The following is a 17,259-nucleotide window of genomic DNA, read 5'->3' as shown; positions in this document are numbered from 1 at the left end:
GTGCTTAGACGCTTGTATCCTATCCCATCAGTCGACTCGGCCGGTTCGCCTGCCATTGTCTAACCGCCGCCCAGAATATCGAGGATCGAGGTCTGGCGCCTTTTCTTCGGACCGCCGACGTCGCCGGGCGGCACCGGATGTCCGACCGATGCGGTGGTGCCGCCATCGCTCGGCATGCCGAAGCCGTCGGCATCGACCGTCTGGGCCGGACGCGCCTGCCGTGCGGGCGCAGCGGCCTGGGCGACGGGCGCCGACTGGCCGACGGCGGCCGGCGGCGCAGGCGGCGGCTGCGTGGCATCCGCCGACGGGATCTCGTCCGGCACGATCGTATCGGACGGCGTCGATTTCCAGGTGCCGGGCAGCGGCCTGACAGGCACGCCCTTATGCGCGGCCACCATGAATTCATGCCAGGCCTGCGCCGGCAAGGCGCCGCCGGTGACCTTCTTCATCGGGCTGCCGTCGTCATTGCCGAACCACACGCCGGTGGTGAGATTGGCGGTGTAGCCGACGAACCAGGCATCGCGCGAATTCTGGCTGGTGCCGGTCTTGCCGGCCGAAGGCCAGTTGAACGCCGCCTTCTTGGCGGTGCCGACCTCGACGGTCCCGGTCATCATCGAGTTCATCATGCCGACGATATCGGCCTTGATGACGCGCGGCGCGCTGCCGGTGCTGCCCTCGTAGAGCACCTTGCCGTTGGCTGTCGTGATGCGCTGGATGAAATGAATATCCGGCTTGTAGCCGCCATTGGCGAAAGGCACATAGGCCGACGTCAATTCCAGCGGCGTCACTTCCGATGTGCCGAGCGCGATCGAGGTGTTGGCCTGCAGGTCCGACTGGATGCCCATGCGATGCGCGGCTTCGACCACCGCGTCGGGCCCGACCTCCATGGTGAGCTGTGCCGCGACCGAATTGAGCGACTTGGCCAGTGCCGTGGCCAGCGTGACCTTGCCGTAATATTTGCCGCCGTAATTGTCGGGTGTCCATTTGCCGATTTTGATCGGCGCGTCGTTGCGGACGCTGTCCGGCGTGCGGCCGGCCTCAAGCGCCGCCATGTAGACGAAGGGCTTGAAGGCCGAGCCAGGCTGGCGGCGCGCTTCCGAGGCGCGGTCGAACTGGCTGGTCGAATAATCATAGCCGCCGACCATGGCGCGCACCGCGCCCGAATCGTCGATCGACACCAGCGCGCCTTGCGTGACGTTGAGCTTCTTGCCGCTCTCATCGATCAGCCGGCGGATCGACTGTTCGGCAATCTTCTGCAGGTTGAGGTCGACGGTGGTGTTGATGACGATGTCGCCGCGCACGTCGCCGATGAGGTCGGGAAGCTCGTCCATCACCGTGTCGGCGACATAGTTCTCAGAGCCGGTCCAGTAGGACGGCGCACGCGTCGCCGGCGCGCTCAGCGCGGTCTTGTATTCCTTGTCGCTGATCTTGCCTGTCTCGCGCATGGCGGCGAGCACGAGCTGCGCCCGCTCCTCGGCCGCTTTGGGATCGCGCGCCGGCGACAGCTTGGACGGCGCCTTGAGCAGACCCGCAAGGAGCGCGGCCTCCGAAAGCGTCACGTCGCGCGCGCTCTTGCCGAAATAGCGCCGCGAGGCCGCCTCGACGCCATAGGCGCCCGAGCCGAAATAGACCCGGTTGAGGTACATTTCGAGGATCTGGTCCTTGCTATGCTTGTGCTCGAGCCAGAGCGCGAGCAGCACTTCCTGCACCTTGCGCTCCAGCGTGCGGTCCGGGGTCAGGAACAGGTTCTTCGCTAGCTGCTGCGTCAGCGTCGAGCCGCCTTGCGAAAAATGCCCGCCAAGCAAATTGGTGACCATGGCGCGCGACAGGCCGATCGGGTCGATGCCGAAATGCGAATAGAAGCGGCGGTCCTCGATGGCGACGACGGCCTCCGGGATATAGGGCGACGTTTCGTGCAGGCCGACGGCCTCGCCGCCCGACGCGCCGCGATTGGCGATCAGCGCGCCATCGACCGACACGATCTTGATGTTGGGCGCGCGGTCCGGGACCGACCATGTCGTCGCCGCCGGCATCTTGGCGCCGTAATAGATGACGATGCCCGCCGCCGCGATGCCGCCCCAGATGCACAGCACGAAGCACCAGTAGACCAGCCGGGTGGCAATGCCGAGCAAGCCCCGCCGGTTGCGATCGCGGCCGCGACCGCGTGATTTCGCCTTTGCGGAACTTCCCTTCGCAGCGGATTTACGGGTGCGCGGCACGACGCGATCCTCCTCGCTGACCGAAAAGCCCTCGGAAGATTTCGCGCGCGGCGATCCCTCGAAGCTCGGTTCGATGCGACTGTCCCTGCGGTTCGCCATGCGCTCTTGCTTGTCTGTCCCCGGTGCCGATGGCGTTCGGGTTGCAGAGTAGATGCGGCGGTTTAAAGGCGGGTTAAAGCAGGGTTTATGCAGCCTTTTGAAAACCCTTAGGATTTTCTAGATCCAACGGCATCGCACTATCCTTCGCTGTCGAATCGATCGCCTGCGGGACGCCGTATCATCGCGGGTGGACGGTTGCTCCCGCGGCTTTTGCCAGATAAGGCGCCAGCGCCAGCGCATAGGTTGCCGTGAGATGATGGCTACGGCAAGCCCGCGCAGCCCCTGTATCTCCGGCCGAAATCCCCCGGCGCAATGTCGTCTCGCAAAGCCGGTCTAGCCCCTCACGGCGCCGGTCTCCCGGCTGGCCACCATGGTCAATTCTGCTGGATCGAAATGCCCTTGTCGTCGATCTTGAGCTCGACGCCTTTCGGCCTGGTCTGCTCGCGATAGACATAGATGCCGAGCGCGATGATCGCCGCAACCAGGGCCCCGATGATGAGATAGAGCGTGTTCTGCCTCATTGCGTCCCCTTGTTTCGGTCGAGGCCCGCTTTGAAGCCTGCAGGCAGCCTACTGGTCGCCGTCATCTGATGCTGGGCGCCAGCTCGTCGGATCGACCTTCTTTTGCGTGTCGCTGTCGGTGTAGACCCACCAGCCGCCGTCGCGATACTGGCCGATGGATTCATTGACGACGCCGTCGCCGTCTTTCCACAGGATGGTGACCTTCGAGCCGTCCTTCGGCGCGCTTTCTATCGGTTTGCGCTCTGCCATCTCACTCCCTCCACCAACCGGCCCCAACGTCCTTTCGATGCGCCGGGTTCCGTCAGCTATGCGCGAAGATGTCTTCCTCCGCCCAGCCCATAAGGTCGAGCTTGGCGCGCGTCGGCAGGAAACGGAAGCAGGCGTCCGCCTCCTTGGTGCGGTTCTCGCGCGCCAGGCGCGCGCCCAGCACCTCGTGCAGCCTGTGCAGGTAGAGCACGTCCGAGGCGGCATATTCGAGCTGTTCGGGCGAGAGCGTTTCGGCCGCCCAGTCGGAGGATTGCTGCGCCTTGGACAGGCCGATGCCGAGCAGTTCGCTGCAGAGATCCTTCAACCCGTGACGATCGGTATAGGTGCGGGTGAGCCGCGAGGCGATCTTGGTGCAGAACACCGGCTCGGCCATCACGCCGAAGGTGTGGTAGAGCACGGCGATGTCGAAGCGGCCGTAGTGAAACAGCTTGGTAATGGTGTTGTTTCTCAACAGGCTGGCGAGGTTCGGCGCCTCTTTCTGGCCCGGAGCGATCTGGATGACATCGGCGCTGCCGTCGCCGGGCGAAATCTGCACCACGCAGAGCCGGTCGCGATGCGGGTTGAGCCCCAGCGTCTCCGTGTCGATGGCGACCGCCCCGACACTATAGCGCGACAGGTCAGGCAGATCGTTTTTGTGGAAACGGATATCGGTCATTCTCTTCTCCGGATCGCGGCCGCAATACCGCGCATCGCCTGGGATGCGCCAGCAGGCGGCGCGTTGCGCTGCTCATTCGTCCTCGCCGCGATCCGAAGAAAAATCAACAGAAAGTTGGATTTCAACGTGTCAGCGCGTCGAGGATGCGCGCCCAGGACCGCTGACCCTTGTGGAACGAAGTCAGCTCATATTTCTCGTTCGGCGAATGGATGCGGTCGTCGTCGAGGCCGAAGCCGACCAGCAACGATTCCATGCCGAGATAAGTCTGGAAATCGCCGACCACAGGAATGGAGCCGCCGCCGCCGGTGGTGACCGCCTGCTTCTCCCATTCGTCGGACAGCGCATCCTTGGCCTTGGCCAGGAACGGCGAGTCGTAGGAAAGCTGGATCGCCGGCGAACCGCCATGCGGGTGGAATTCGACCGAGCAGTCGCCGGGAATGCGTTCGCGCACGAAGGCCTGGAAGGCGGCGCGGATCTTCTTCGGATCCTGCTTGTGCACGAGCCGGAACGACACTTTCGCCGAGGCCTCCGCCGCGATCACCGTCTTGAAGCCCTTGCCGGTATAGCCGCCGATGATGCCGTTGAATTCCGCGGTCGGCCGCGCCCAGGTGAGCTCGAGCACCGAGCGCCCCTTTTCGCCGGCGGGAATGGAGAGGCCGACCGGTCCGAGGAAGGTCTCGGCCGTCTCGCCAAGTCCCTCCCAGGATTTCAGCACCTGCGAAGGCGTCTCCTCGACGCCGTCATAGAAGCCCGGAATGGTGACGCGGCCGTCCTTGTCGTGAACGTCGGCCAGCACTTTGGCCAGGATGCGGATCGGATTGGCGGCCGGGCCGCCATAGAGGCCCGAATGCAGGTCGCGGTTGGCCGCCTTGACGGTGACCTCCTCGCCGACCATGCCGCGCAGCGACACGCAGATCGACGGCGTCTCGCGGTTCCACATGCTGGTGTCGCAGACCAGCGCGAAATCCGCCTTCAGCTCGGCCGCGTTGGCTTCCAGGAATGGCTTGAGCGACGGCGAGCCGGATTCCTCCTCGCCTTCGAACAGGATGGTGACGCGGCAGGGCAGGTTGCCATGCACCTGCTTCCACGCGCGGCAGGCCTCAACGAAGGTCATCAGCTGGCCCTTGTCGTCGGCCGAGCCGCGGCCGGTGATCACCTTGCGGCCGGGCTCGATCTCCTTGATCGAAGGCGCGAACGGATCGGTTTCCCACAATTCGATCGGATCGACGGGCTGTACATCGTAGTGGCCGTAGAACAGCACATGCGGCGCGCCCGCCGGTCCCTCGTGATGCGCCACCACCATCGGGTGTCCGGGCGTCCCGCGCACACTCGCGTCGAAGCCGATCAGCTTGAGCTCGGCGACTAGCCATTCGGCACCCTTGCGGCAGTCGGCGGCAAAGGCCGGATCGGTGGAAATCGACTTGATAGCGAGCAGGCCGAACAGCCGCTCCAGGCTCTGGTCGAGATTCTGATCGAGACGCTCAAGGACGGGGGCAATTCTGGACATGCGGGAGCCTTTCAAGTTTTCGGCAGACCCTAATGGGCCGCGCCGAAAACGAAAAGCCCGCGATCGTTAGACCAGGATGCGATCGCTGTCGCCAAATAAAAGAAGACCGCCGTGGTGGAGGGGGAACCACGGCGGTCTCTACTCGAAACGTTGCGGCAGCCCGGAGAGGGGGGATAGGCTGCCGCAGTTTGCCCGGGATAGGCGGGGGACGGGCCTTACTCCGGACTTCGGCGAAAAACTGCCGATGACGTGTATTTGGGTCTGTGAACATGGCGATTCAAGGGCACGAAAATTACACTTTTGTAACATGCCCGTGAGCGACAAATTTCCGGGCTAAATTTCCAGCCGGACAGGATCTGTCAGGGGTGTTGCCCGAACCGGTGGGTTCCCCAGCCTTTGGCATGGACCGCGGAGCCCGGCCGCGCTATCCCTGCCGGCATGAAAAAAGGCGATCACCTCTTCCTCGTCGACGGCTCGGGCTACATTTTCCGCGCCTACCACGCGCTGCCGCCACTCAACCGCAAGTCCGACGGCCTGCCGACCAGCGCCGTGCTCGGTTTCTGCAACATGGTATGGAAGCTGATGCAGGACGCCCGCAACACCGATGTCGGCGTGGTGCCGACGCATTTCGCCGTCATCTTCGATTATTCGTCGAAAACCTTCCGCAGCGATCTCTACCCCGAATACAAGGCCAACCGCTCTGCGCCGCCGGAAGACCTGATCCCGCAATTCGGCCTGATCCGCCAGGCGACCGCGGCCTTCAATGTCCCTTGCATAGAGACGGAGGGTTTTGAAGCCGACGACATCATCGCCACTTATTGCCGGCTGGCTTGCGAAGCCGGCGCCGACACCACCATCATCTCTTCCGACAAGGATCTGATGCAGCTGGTCGGTCCGACCGTCGGCATGTACGACCCGATGAAGGATCGCCAGATCGGCATTCCCGAGGTGATCGAGAAATGGGGCGTGCCGCCGGAAAAGATGATCGACCTTCAGGCGCTCACCGGCGATTCGGTTGACAACGTGCCAGGCGTGCCGGGCATCGGCCCGAAGACCGCGGCGCAATTGCTCGAACAGTTCGGCGACCTTGACGGGCTGCTGGCGCGCGCTTCCGAGATCAAGCAGGAGAAACGGCGCGAGACCATCATCGCCAACGCCGACAAGGCGCGCATCTCGCGCCAACTGGTGACGCTCAAGAACGACGTGCCGCTGAAGGAAGGCCTGGACGACCTTGTCCTGCATGCGCCGGATGGCCCGAAGCTGATCGGGTTCCTGAAGACGATGGAGTTCACCACGCTGACCCGACGCGTCGCCGAAGCGACCGGAACGGACATTGGCGACGTCCAGGCCTCAGCCGTGACCATCGAGCGCGCCGATACCGCGCATGGCCCCGATGTCGGCGCCGGCGCGCCGCCGGCGCCAAGGCCGACCGCCGCGTCGAGCGAGGCCGCAAAGCCGGCTGCGCCGGTCAGGGGCGAGGACGCGCCGCCGCAAGGCGATACCCCGTCGCTCCTCTCGGCGCTGCGGCTGGAACAGGCGTCGGCGCGCAAGATCGACACGTCGGCCTATGCACCCATCCGCGACACGGCCGCGCTCGAGGCCTGGATAGCCGAAGCCCGCGACGCCGGCATCCTTGCTTTCGACGCCGAGACCACCTCGTCCGACCCGATGCAGGCCGATCTCATCGGCCTGTCCATGGCGCTCGCGCCGGGCCGCGCCACCTATGTGCCGCTCGCCCACAAGAGCGGCAATGGCGACCTGCTCGGCGGTGGCCTTGTGGAGAACCAGATCCCGGTCCGCAAGGCGCTGGCGCTGCTCAAGCCGCTGCTTGAGGACCGATCGGTCCTCAAGATCGTGCAGGACATGAAATACGATATCGTCGTGATGAGCCGGCACGGCATCGAGGTCACTCCGTTCGACGACACGATGCTGATCTCCTACGTGCTCGATGCAGGCACCTCCGGCGGTCACGATCTCGCTTCGCTGTCGGAAAAATGGCTGGGCCACGCGCCGGCTACGAAAAAGGAGCTTGCAGGCTCGGGCAAGAGCGCCATCGGCTTCGATCAGGTCGATATCGAGCGCGCGACCGCCTATGCCGGCGAGCAGGCCGACCTGGCCCTCCGGCTCTGGCAGGTGCTGAAGCCGAGGCTTGCCGCCAAGGGCCTCGTTTCCGTTTATGAGCGGCTGGAAAGGCCGCTGGTGCCCGTGCTTGCGCGCATGGAGCAGCGCGGCATCTCCGTCGACCGCCAGATCCTGTCGCGATTGTCGGGGGAACTGGCGCAGGGTGCTGCCCGCGTCGAGGAGGAAATCTACGGGATTGTCGGCGAGCGCATCAACATCGGTTCGCCAAAGCAGCTCGGCGACATATTGTTCGGCAAGATGGGCCTGCCGGGCGGCTCCAAGACCAAGACCGGCCAATGGTCGACCTCGGCGCAACTGCTGGAAGATCTCGCCGCCGAAGGCCACGAGCTGCCGCGCAAGATCGTCGACTGGCGCCAGCTCACCAAGCTGAAATCGACCTATACCGACGCGCTGCCCGGCTTCATCAACCCCGGCACCAACCGCGTGCACACCTCATATGCGCTGGCAGCGACCACCACCGGGCGGCTGTCGTCCTCCGATCCCAATCTGCAGAACATCCCGGTGCGCACGGCCGAAGGGCGCAAGATCAGGACCGCCTTCATCGCCGAAAAGGGCCACAAGCTGGTCTCGGCCGACTACAGCCAGATCGAGCTGCGCGTGCTTGCCCATGTGGCCGAAATCCCGCAGCTCAAGCAGGCCTTCGCCGACGGCGCCGACATCCACGCTATCACCGCGTCGGAAATGTTCAACGTGCCAGTCGAGGGCATGCCTTCGGAAGTGCGCCGGCGCGCCAAGGCGATCAATTTCGGCATCATCTACGGCATCTCGGCCTTCGGTCTCGCCAACCAGCTGTCGATCCCGCGCGAGGAGGCGGGCGCCTATATCAAGCGCTATTTCGAGCGCTTCCCGGGCATCCGCGACTATATCGAGGAGACCAAGGCTTATGCGCGGGAGAACGGCTTCGTCGAGACCATCTTCGGCCGCCGCATCCATTATCCGGAGATACGATCCTCCAATCCGTCGATCCGCGCCTTCAATGAGCGCGCCTCGATCAACGCCAGGCTCCAGGGCACCGCCGCCGACATCATCCGCCGCGCCATGGTGCATATGGAAGAAGCGCTGGAGAAGGCGAAGCTGTCGGCCCGCATGCTGTTGCAGGTGCATGACGAGCTGATCTTCGAAACGGTGGAAGCAGAGGTCGAGGCGACGATCCCCGTGGTGCGCAAGGTGATGGAGAACGCGCCGATGCCGGCCGTCTCGATGTCGGTACCGCTGCATGTCGACGCCCGCGCCGCCAACAACTGGGACGAGGCGCATTAGGCGCTACCCCACGCTGTAAGAGCGTCGAGATTCAGGTCAGGTCGAGTCGAAAGTGGTGGGTCCCGACAACCGGAGCGGAGCGTACTAAAATACGTGAGCACCGGAAGCGCAGGGAGCCGCCATTTGCAGGCCGACCTCACCTGAATATCAGCGTTCTTACGCCGCTTCGGCCCTACACTTTGCGCAAACACCGCGAAACTCGATCACCGCCTTCTTGGCAGCGAATCCCGTCGAGCGCACCCATTCGTCCAGCCGGTGGTCCACATCATGGTCGGACATCTCGGTCACCTGGCCGCAATTGTCGCAGATGGCGAAGGCCGTCATCGAATGGCTGTGGTCGTGCGGCTCGGCGCAGGCGACAAAGGAGTTGAGGCTTTCGAGCCGATGCACAAAGCCGGACTTCACCAGCGTATCGAGCGCCCGGTAGACCTGCAGCGGCGCGCGGAAGCCGCGCTCGCGCAGCTGGTCGAGCAGCGTATAGGCGCTGAGCGGCCCGCTTGACGCCTCGAGCTTCTCGAGCACGCAGAGCTGGTTCTTGGTCAGCGCATCTCTTGCCGTCATCTTGTTCGCCCAATCGACGTCCGCACGCGATCTCGCATACGCACGACCTCAATTTCCCTGAGATAGCGACGAACGAACGATTTTGCCACCGTTTCCGCTGCGCCTCCCTTTAGGCACGGGCGGACCGAAATGGCTCACCGGCCAATCGCTACTTGCGCGGCGGTCCCTTGCGTTCGGCCGAAGCCGCCCAGAGGTTGATGTCGGACTCGCGCGCGTAAGTGTCGATCTCGGCGAGCTCGGCATCGGAGAACTCGAGCGCCTTGAGCGCGCCGACGCAATCCTCGACCTGTTCCGGCCGGCTGGCGCCGATCAGCGCCGTGGTCACCCGGCCCTTGCGCAGCACCCAGGCCAGCGCCATCTGCGCCAGTGTCTGGCCGCGCCGTGCGGCAATGGCGTTGAGCGCCCTGATGTTGGCGATCGACTTGTCGTTGATGAAGGCCGCTCGCAAAGACTTGCCCTGGCTGGCGCGGCTGCCCTCGGGGATGCCGCCCAGATATTTGTCGGTCAGCATGCCTTGCGCCAGCGGCGAGAACACGATCGAGCCGATGCCCAGCCCCTCCAGCGTGTCGAGCAGCCCGTCTTCCTCGACCCAGCGGTTGAGCATGGAATAGCTCGGCTGATGGATCAGGCAGGGCGTGCCGAGCTGCCTTAATATGTCGACTGCTTCGCGCGTGCGCTGCGAATTGTAAGACGAGATGCCGACATAGAGCGCCTTGCCCGAGCGCACCGCATGGTCGAGCGCGCCCATGGTTTCCTCCAGCGGCGTCTCCGGATCGAAACGATGCGAATAGAAGATATCGACATAGTCGAGCCCCATGCGCTTGAGGCTCTGGTCGAGGCTGGCCAGCACATATTTGCGGCTGCCCCATTCGCCGTACGGGCCAGCCCACATCTCGTAGCCGGCCTTGGTCGAGATGATCAGCTCGTCGCGGTAAGCGGCGAAATCGCTGCGCAGGATCTCGCCGAACGCGGTTTCCGCCGAGCCTGGCGGCGGTCCATAATTGTTGGCGAGGTCGAAATGCGTGATGCCGAGGTCGAAGGCCTTGCGCACGATCGCCTGCTTGGTCCGGTGCGGCGTGTCGTTGCCGAAATTGTGCCACAGCCCGAGCGAGATCGCCGGCAGCTTCAGGCCGGAGCGCCCGCAGCGGTTGTAGATCATCTTCTCGTAGCGGTTCTCGGCGGCGACATAGGGCATGGGAATCCTCGGGATCGAAACAGCGCGGCGATCACCGCCAACCTGAATTGAATCGATGCTTGCCCCTAACCTTTTACCCTCTCCCCGCCGAAACGGGGAGAGGGGTTGCCACCTAAAGCGCGTCGCGATCTTTCAGATCGCTCCCTGCGCTTTAGCTATGGGCCAGGTTCTTCATGGAAGCGCCACGACGACAGAGGCGGTCCGTCGAGCGATACAGCATAGTCAAGAGAGCTTGAGGGTCCTGGCCAAGCGCTACGGGATCAACCAGAAGACGGTCGGCAAATGGAAGAATCGGACCTCGGTCGCTGATCTGCCGACCGGCCCAAAAGAGCCGAGGTCGACGGTTCTTTCCGTCGAGGAAGAGGCGGTCATCGTCGCCTTTCGGCGCATCCTTTGATTCGGAGGATAAGGATGCCCCATCAAAGCCTGGGATCAAACATTTAGGCTTTTGATTTGCGCATGTCTTTGCCCCGAAACCGGTTCCCACTTTCGGGAGACATGCTTTAGTTTTTCTTGGCCAGCAGCGCCTTCGCGTCCTTGACGCCGAGTGCGGCCGGCCGTTCGCAGGTCGTCTGCATGGCGGCATATTTGCCGCTCTCGCCGGAGCGCAGGATGCCGGTCATGACGTCGACGGCGTGCAGCGCGAGCTCCATCGAGCAGCGATGCGGCCGCCCTTCGGCGATCGCGATTGCCATGTCGGCCAGGCCCGCGGTGCGATAGTTCGCCATCATGCCTTGGCCATGCATCTCGTTCGGCACGCCGAACGGATGGTTCCATTTCGGCAGTTTCTTCACCGGCTTGGCGCCGTCCGTGAAGCGCACCTCGCCGCCGAAGAAATTCGGGTCCGGCACGAAGACGGTGCCCAATTCGCCGTAGAGCTCCATCGGCGCGTGGCCATGGCTCCAGACGTCCCAGGAGGTGTTGAGCGTGATCACCGCACCATTCGCGAACTCGAGCAGCGCATGGATTGTGGTCGGCGTGTTCACCGGGATCTTTTCGCCCGCGCGCGGCTTCGATGAGATCGTCCGCTCTTTGGCCGGCGTCGTCGCGAAGGCCGCCACCTGTTTTACCGGTCCGATCAGTTGGATCAGGTTGGTGACATAATACGGTCCGATGTCGAGCACCGGACCGGCGCCCGGCTGGAAGAAGAAATCCGGATTGGGGTGCCAGTGCTCCATGCCATGGCCCATCACATGGCAGGTGCCGCTGGTGATCGCGCCGAGCTTGCCGCTGTCGATGAGATCGCGGACCAGCTGATGCGCGCCGCCGAGGAAAGTATCCGGCGCCGAGCCGATGCGCAGGCCCTTCTTCTCGGCCCGCTTCTTCAGGTCCAGCCCTTCCTCGATCGACAGCACGAACGGCTTTTCCGAATAGACATGCTTGCCGGCGTCGAGCACCGCCTTCGACACTTCATAGTGCACCGCGGGGATCGTCAGGTTGACGATGATATCGATCTCTTCGTCCCTGAGCAGGTCGTTGACCGTCTCGGCGCGCAGCTTGAACTCCTTCGCCCGCGCCTTCGCGGCCTCCATGTTGATGTCCGCGCAGGCGCGCATCTTGATGCCGCGGAACAGCGGCGCCAGCGAGAAATACGCCTTCGAGATGTTGCCGCAGCCGATGACGCCGACGCCAAGCTTCTTTGCCATTTTCGATTACTCCTGCCAGCTCTTGGCTGCCGCGATCGAGCGGCGGGCATAGCGCTCGATGTCATTGGGGTTGTCCTGTTCCATGATGAAGTACTGAGCCGCGCTCTTGGCGCGCAATGTCTTGAACAGGCCCGCCCAGTCGATCGTGCCGTGACCGACGTCGGACCAGCCGTCCTCGTCGAGCCCCTCGCCCGGCTTGGCTATATCCTTGACGTGGACGGCGCTGATGCGCCTGCCGTGTTTTTCGATCCAGGGCAGCGGATCGGCGCCGCCGCGGATCACCCAGGCCACGTCCATTTCCCAGCCGATGTCGGGCGCCGCGGACAGGATGTGGTCCTGGGGCAGCGAGCCGTCGGCAAGCGCCTTGAACTCGAAATCATGGTTGTGCCAGGCAAAACCGTAGCCGGCCTTTTTCGCCACCTCGCCAACCTTGGCCAAGCGCTCGCCGAAGCCGCGCCAGCCGGCGGCGTCGGACGGGCGCTGATCGGGCATCAGATAGGGGCAGATCAGCAGCGTTATGCCGAGCGCGTCGGCGATGTTGCGCACACCGTCGAAATCGTTCTCCAGCGCATCTATCGAGAAATGCCCGGTGGGCATCGCAAGCCCGTTCTTGTCGAGCTCGGCGCGGAACGCCTTCGGGTCGTCATAGACGCCGCCGAAGCCCTCGACTTGGGCATAGCCGAGTTGCCCAAGCATTTTGACCACGCCGTTCCATGGCTGGAAATTGCGGGCGCTGTAGAGTTGGAATGACCAGTTCATCTGTCCTGTCCGTTCATTGGCTTGGGAGGTTAAAGGCGGTTGCCGGTTTGAGCGTCGAAGAGCGAGGCGCGCATCGGATCGAAACCGACGGTCACCGCCTCATCATTCCCGGGCGTACGCTCCGAGGTAACCCGGACGCTGAATTTCTGTTGGGCGAGCTGCAGCCAGACCAGCGTGTCGGAGCCCATCGGTTCCACCACTTCGACTTTGCTGGCCGCCGAGAACGGCCAGCCGGCGCCGCTGTTCAGACTCACATGTTCGGGCCTGATGCCGAACACGGCTGGTCCGGGTTCGGGCTGCCGATCGAAATTATAGGTACTGAGTGGAATCTTCAGACCATGGGCGAGAAAATGCCAGCCGCCATCCGCGTTTTCCAAATGGCCGTCGACAAAGTTCATCGCCGGCGAGCCGAGGAAGCCGGCGACGAAGCGATTGACCGGACGGTTGTAGATCGTCTGCGGCGCGTCCAGCTGCTGGATCACGCCGCCCTTCATCACCGCGATGCGGTCGGCCAGCGTCATCGCCTCGATCTGGTCGTGGGTGACGTAGATCATGGTGTTCTGAAGCCTGCGGTGCAGAAGTTTGATCTCCACGCGCAGCTCCGAACGCAGCTTGGCATCGAGATTGGAAAGCGGCTCGTCGAACAGGAAGACGTCGACGTCGCGCACTAGCGCGCGCCCGATCGCCACGCGCTGGCGCTGGCCGCCGGACAGCGCCGAGGGCTTCCTCTGCAACAGCGGCTCGATTTGCAGGATCTCGGCGGCGCGTGCGATGCGCTTGGCGATCTCGTCCTTCGGCACGCCTGCGACGCGCAGGCCGAAAGAGAGGTTCCTCTCCACCGTCATCTGCGGATAGAGCGCATAGGACTGGAACACCATGCCGATGCCGCGGTCCTTCGGCTCTTCCCAGGTGACGTTCTTGCCTTTGATGAAGATGCGGCCTTCCGAAATGTCGAGCAGTCCGGCGATGCAGTTGAGCAAGGTCGACTTGCCGCAGCCGGAGGGGCCGAGCAGCACGATGAATTCGCCGTTGGCGACATCCAGGTTGAGCGTCTGCAGCACCGAGACGGCGCCGAAATTGAGCGACAGGTCCTGGATCGAAACGCTGGGATTGGCGATTTCAGCTGCCATCATCATCCTTTCACCGCGCCGGCGGCGATGCCGCGCACGAAGAGCTTGCCGGAAACGAAATAGACGATGAGCGGAACGAGGCCGGTGAGGATGGTCGCCGCCATGTTGACGTTGTATTCCTTCACACCCTGGACCGAATTGACGATGTTGTTGAGCTGCACCGTCATCGGATAGGTGTCGGGGCGCGTGTAGACGACGCCGAACAGGAAATCGTTCCAGATGCCGGTCACCTGCAGGATGATGGCGACGACGAAGATCGGCAGCGACATCGGCAGCATGATGCGCAGATAGATGCCCCAGAAGCCTGCGCCATCGACGCGCGCGGCGCGGAACAGCTCCTCCGGCATCGAGGTGAAATAGTTGCGGAACAAGAGCGTCAGGATCGGCATGCCGAAGATCGAATGCACGATCACCAGCCCGGTCAGCGTGCCGTATATGCCGATCTCGCGCAGGATGATGACGATCGGATAGATCATCACCTGATAAGGGATGAAGGCGCCGACGATCAGGATGATGAAGAAGGTATCGGCGCCCTTGAAACGCCAGTTGGCCAAGGCATAGCCGTTCACCGAGGCGATCGCGATCGACAGGATCACCGATGGCACGGTGATGCGCACCGAATTCCAGAAGCCGCGCGAGAGCCCGTCGCAGTTGAGGCCGGTACAGGCAGTCGCCCAGGCTTTCACCCAGGGTTCGAAGGTGATCTCCACCGGTGGCGAGAAGATGTTGCCAAGCCGGATTTCCGGCATGCCTTTCAGCGACGTGACGATCATCACGTAGAGCGGTAAGAGGTAATAGAGCGCCACGACGATCAGCGTGCCGTAGAGGAAGATGTTGCGGCGCGACAGCATATGCCGCGGCTTCGATCCGCTCGGGCCGGCGGCATTGCGCTTGAGCGCTTCCGCACCGGTGGACAGGGAGGCGCCGTCAGCCACGCTTCTTGCCTCCGAATTCGAGATAGGCCCATGGCACGATGACGATCACCACCGACAACAGCATCATGGTCGAGGCGGCGAAACCCTGGCCGAGATTCTGCGCGAAGAACATGTAGTCGTAGACATATTTCGCCGGCACTTCCGAGGCGATGCCGGGGCCGCCGCTGGTCTGCGCCACGACCAGGTCATAGACCTTGACGATGCCGGCCGCGATGATCACCAGCGTGGTGATGAAGACCGGCCGCATCATCGGGATGACGATGAAGAGATAGGTCTTCCACATAGGTATCCCGTCCACCCTTGCCGCCTTCCAGATATCTTCGTCGATGCCGCGCAGGCCGGCGAGCATCAGGCACATGACCAGGCCCGTGCCCTGCCAGAGCGCCGCGATCGAGATGCCGTAGATGACGAGGCTGGAATTATAAAGCGGGTCGAAGCTGAAGCTCGTCCAGCCGAGGTCGCGCACGACGCGCTGCACCCCGAAATCCGGATTGAGCAGCCATTGCCAGACCAGCCCGGTGACGATGAAGGACAGCGCGAAGGGATAGAGGAAAATGGTGCGAAAGGTATCCTCGAAGCGGATCTTCTGGTCGAGAAGGGCTGCAAGCAGGAAGCCGATGACCAGCGAGAACACCAGCGAAATCGCGCCATAGATCAAGAGGTTCTCGATCGACACCAGCCAGCGCGACGTCGACCAGAGCCGGTGATACTGGTCGAGCCCGACGAAGTTGAGCCGCGGCAAAAGCTTCGAATTGGTGAAGGAATAGAGCACCGTCCAGGCCGTGCCGCCGACGAACACCACAAGCGCCGTCAGGATCATCGGGATCGATGCGACCTTGGCATTCAGGTTGCGGAAAAGCTTACTGGGGCGTTTGCTGCTGCTCATCTCGGCCGGCTGGGCAATGAGGACATCGAGCTTCCGACCCCCGATAGGCTGGGGCCGGAAGCCGGCGGGGGCGCCGGTCGTCAATCCGCCGAGGCGATGATGTCGGCGAAGCGCTTCTGCGCCTCTTCGAGCGTCATGTCGGGCTTGGCGAAGAATTCGGAGAACAGGTCCTCCTTCTGCTTCTGGGTGTCCTGCGAAAGCAGCTGGTCCGTCCACGGCATAACCGCGCCCTTGGCGAGGATGGCGAGACCCTTCTTCATGCAGTCGTTCGCCGTGTTGAGGTCGACGTCGCCGCGCACCGGCAGCGAGCCCTTCTTGAGATTGAAGGCGACCTGGGTCTTAGGATCGAGCAGCGTCTCCGCCAGCACCACCTGCGCCTTGGACTTCGCTTCGTCCTTGAGCAGCGGGAAGTAGAAGGCGTCGCCGCCGGTGGCGATGACTTCGTTGAGCCCAAGGCCGGGCAGGCAGGTATAGTCCTTGCCGGCGGTCTTGCCGGCGACCTGGAACTCGCCTTGGGCCCAGTCGCCCATGATCTGGCCGGCGGCCTTGCCGGTGATGACCAGGTTGGTGGCCTGATTCCAGTCCTGCACATTGGTGTTCTTGGCCATCTTGCGGGCGTCGTCGGCGGCCTTGAACACCTTGGCGATCTCGGGGCCGGCGGCAAACTTGGCGTCCTTGTCCTTGTAGACCTTGAGGAACGTGTCCGTGCCCCCGGTCGCGGCCATCAGCACGTCGAAGGCGCCCGAGGCTTGCCAGGCCTGTCCGCCGACCGCGAGCGGAATGATGCCCGCCTTTTCCAGCGCCGGCGCATCCGCCACGAATTCATTCCAGTCCTTCGGCACAGGCAGGCCGGCCTTCTGGAAGGCCTCGTTGGACAGCCACAGCCACTGCCAGGAATGGATATTGACCGGCACGCAATAGATCTTGCCGTCGATGGTGCAACTATCGAGCAGGCTCTTCGGCCGCACGATCTCCGTCCAGTTGTCCTTGGTGGCGATATCGGTGAGGTCGCGCATCAGCCCGGCCTGCACCAGTTCCTCCGCCTGGCGGCCGTGGTTGAACTGGGTGGCGCCCATTGGATCGCCGCCGGTGATGCGGCTGATCATGATCGGCCGCGCCGTGCCGCCGGAGCCTGCAATGGCGCCGTCGACCCAGTGGTTGCCCGTCGCGTCGAATGCCTTGGCAAGCTCGGCCACCGCTGCCGCCTCGCCGCCGGAAGTCCACCAATGGGTGACTTCCAGGTCGGTCGCGGCCGCCGGGCCGGCGAAATTGAGCGCAACTGTCGCGGCAAGGGCAGCAGTCAGGAATTTGTATCGCATTTCGGCTCCTCCCAGAATCTGAAACGTTACAGATTTTCGATACGGCAAATGATCCGCCTAGGCAACCCCTCGCCTTGAGGTCTGTCGTAAGCGCATGAGTTGTCCGGGTTAGGTAGCACATGAGTTGTCCGGTTTTATCGCCAGCGAATGGAGGCTGG

General features: G+C 63.4%; 14 protein-coding genes and 1 pseudogene. 2 read left to right on the top strand and 13 right to left on the bottom strand.

Translation table 11 applies throughout. The features are described from left to right. Positions 1-59: 59 nt before the first annotated feature. The 5 genes from LB553_RS13165 to LB553_RS13145 form a co-directional block, all read right to left on the bottom strand. Entirely contained in the window at positions 60-2,318 is a 2,259-nt protein-coding gene (locus LB553_RS13165; RefSeq protein WP_224513784.1) for a transglycosylase domain-containing protein, read from the bottom strand. A 374-nt stretch (positions 2,319-2,692) separates the two neighbouring features. After that, on the bottom strand, positions 2,693-2,839 hold the full coding sequence (locus tag LB553_RS13160) for a hypothetical protein (RefSeq protein ID WP_224513783.1): 147 nt from the start codon (positions 2,837-2,839) through the stop codon (positions 2,693-2,695). 48 nt (positions 2,840-2,887) lie between these two features. Beyond that, positions 2,888-3,088, bottom strand: a complete 201-nt coding sequence (locus LB553_RS13155) for a hypothetical protein (RefSeq protein ID WP_224513782.1) — start codon at positions 3,086-3,088, stop codon at positions 2,888-2,890. Between the two features lie 52 nt (positions 3,089-3,140). After that, positions 3,141-3,761, bottom strand: a complete 621-nt coding sequence (locus tag LB553_RS13150) for a ribonuclease D (protein WP_224513781.1) — start codon at positions 3,759-3,761, stop codon at positions 3,141-3,143. A 121-nt stretch (positions 3,762-3,882) separates the two neighbouring features. Beyond that, positions 3,883-5,268 (bottom strand): M20/M25/M40 family metallo-hydrolase, encoded by a 1,386-nt coding sequence (locus LB553_RS13145; protein WP_224513780.1) that lies wholly within the window; start codon positions 5,266-5,268, stop codon positions 3,883-3,885. A gap of 438 nt (positions 5,269-5,706) precedes the next feature. Here LB553_RS13145 and polA point away from each other — a divergent pair, with 438 nt between their 5' ends. Next, the gene (gene polA, locus LB553_RS13140) at positions 5,707-8,670 is read left to right on the top strand and encodes a DNA polymerase I (RefSeq protein WP_224514037.1); all 2,964 of its coding nucleotides are present in this window, start codon (positions 5,707-5,709) and stop codon (positions 8,668-8,670) included. A gap of 156 nt (positions 8,671-8,826) precedes the next feature. On the opposite strand, the gene LB553_RS13135 is transcribed toward polA, so the two are convergent. Both LB553_RS13135 and mgrA read right to left on the bottom strand, forming a co-directional pair. Then, positions 8,827-9,231 (bottom strand): Fur family transcriptional regulator, encoded by a 405-nt coding sequence (locus LB553_RS13135; RefSeq protein ID WP_041003614.1) that lies wholly within the window; start codon positions 9,229-9,231, stop codon positions 8,827-8,829. 148 nt (positions 9,232-9,379) lie between these two features. Then, the gene (mgrA, locus tag LB553_RS13130) at positions 9,380-10,426 is read right to left on the bottom strand and encodes an L-glyceraldehyde 3-phosphate reductase (RefSeq protein ID WP_224513778.1); all 1,047 of its coding nucleotides are present in this window, start codon (positions 10,424-10,426) and stop codon (positions 9,380-9,382) included. A 157-nt stretch (positions 10,427-10,583) separates the two neighbouring features. Here mgrA and LB553_RS13125 point away from each other — a divergent pair. Next, positions 10,584-10,814 (top strand): annotated as a pseudogene (locus LB553_RS13125) (IS481 family transposase); the annotation flags it as partial. Between the two features lie 115 nt (positions 10,815-10,929). Here LB553_RS13125 and LB553_RS13120 read toward each other — a convergent pair. The 6 genes from LB553_RS13120 to LB553_RS13095 form a co-directional block, all read right to left on the bottom strand. Next, positions 10,930-12,072, bottom strand: coding sequence for a Gfo/Idh/MocA family protein (locus LB553_RS13120; protein ID WP_224513776.1), 1,143 nt, complete (start codon positions 12,070-12,072; stop codon positions 10,930-10,932). 6 nt (positions 12,073-12,078) lie between these two features. Beyond that, a complete protein-coding gene (locus LB553_RS13115) occupies positions 12,079-12,831 on the bottom strand; it encodes a sugar phosphate isomerase/epimerase family protein (protein ID WP_224513774.1) in 753 nt (250 codons plus the stop codon). A 29-nt stretch (positions 12,832-12,860) separates the two neighbouring features. Continuing rightward, positions 12,861-13,961 carry an ABC transporter ATP-binding protein gene (locus LB553_RS13110; RefSeq protein WP_224514035.1) on the bottom strand — a complete coding sequence of 367 codons (1,101 nt, stop codon included), beginning with the start codon at positions 13,959-13,961 and terminating at the stop codon, positions 12,861-12,863. A 2-nt stretch (positions 13,962-13,963) separates the two neighbouring features. Then, positions 13,964-14,896, bottom strand: coding sequence for a carbohydrate ABC transporter permease (locus tag LB553_RS13105; protein ID WP_224513772.1), 933 nt, complete (start codon positions 14,894-14,896; stop codon positions 13,964-13,966). Then, positions 14,889-15,782: a carbohydrate ABC transporter permease gene (locus tag LB553_RS13100; RefSeq protein ID WP_224513770.1), complete on the bottom strand. Its 894-nt coding sequence runs from the start codon at positions 15,780-15,782 to the stop codon at positions 14,889-14,891. Before LB553_RS13100 ends, LB553_RS13105 begins: the two co-directional genes overlap by 8 nt. Positions 15,783-15,862: 80 nt before the next feature. After that, the gene (locus LB553_RS13095; protein WP_224513768.1) at positions 15,863-17,101 is read right to left on the bottom strand and encodes an ABC transporter substrate-binding protein; all 1,239 of its coding nucleotides are present in this window, start codon (positions 17,099-17,101) and stop codon (positions 15,863-15,865) included. Positions 17,102-17,259: the final 158 nt, after the last annotated feature.

Source organism: Mesorhizobium sp. CA8 (genome assembly GCF_020164955.1).
GTDB lineage: Bacteria > Pseudomonadota > Alphaproteobacteria > Rhizobiales > Rhizobiaceae > Mesorhizobium.
This window is presented reverse-complemented; position numbering and strand designations above follow the sequence as displayed.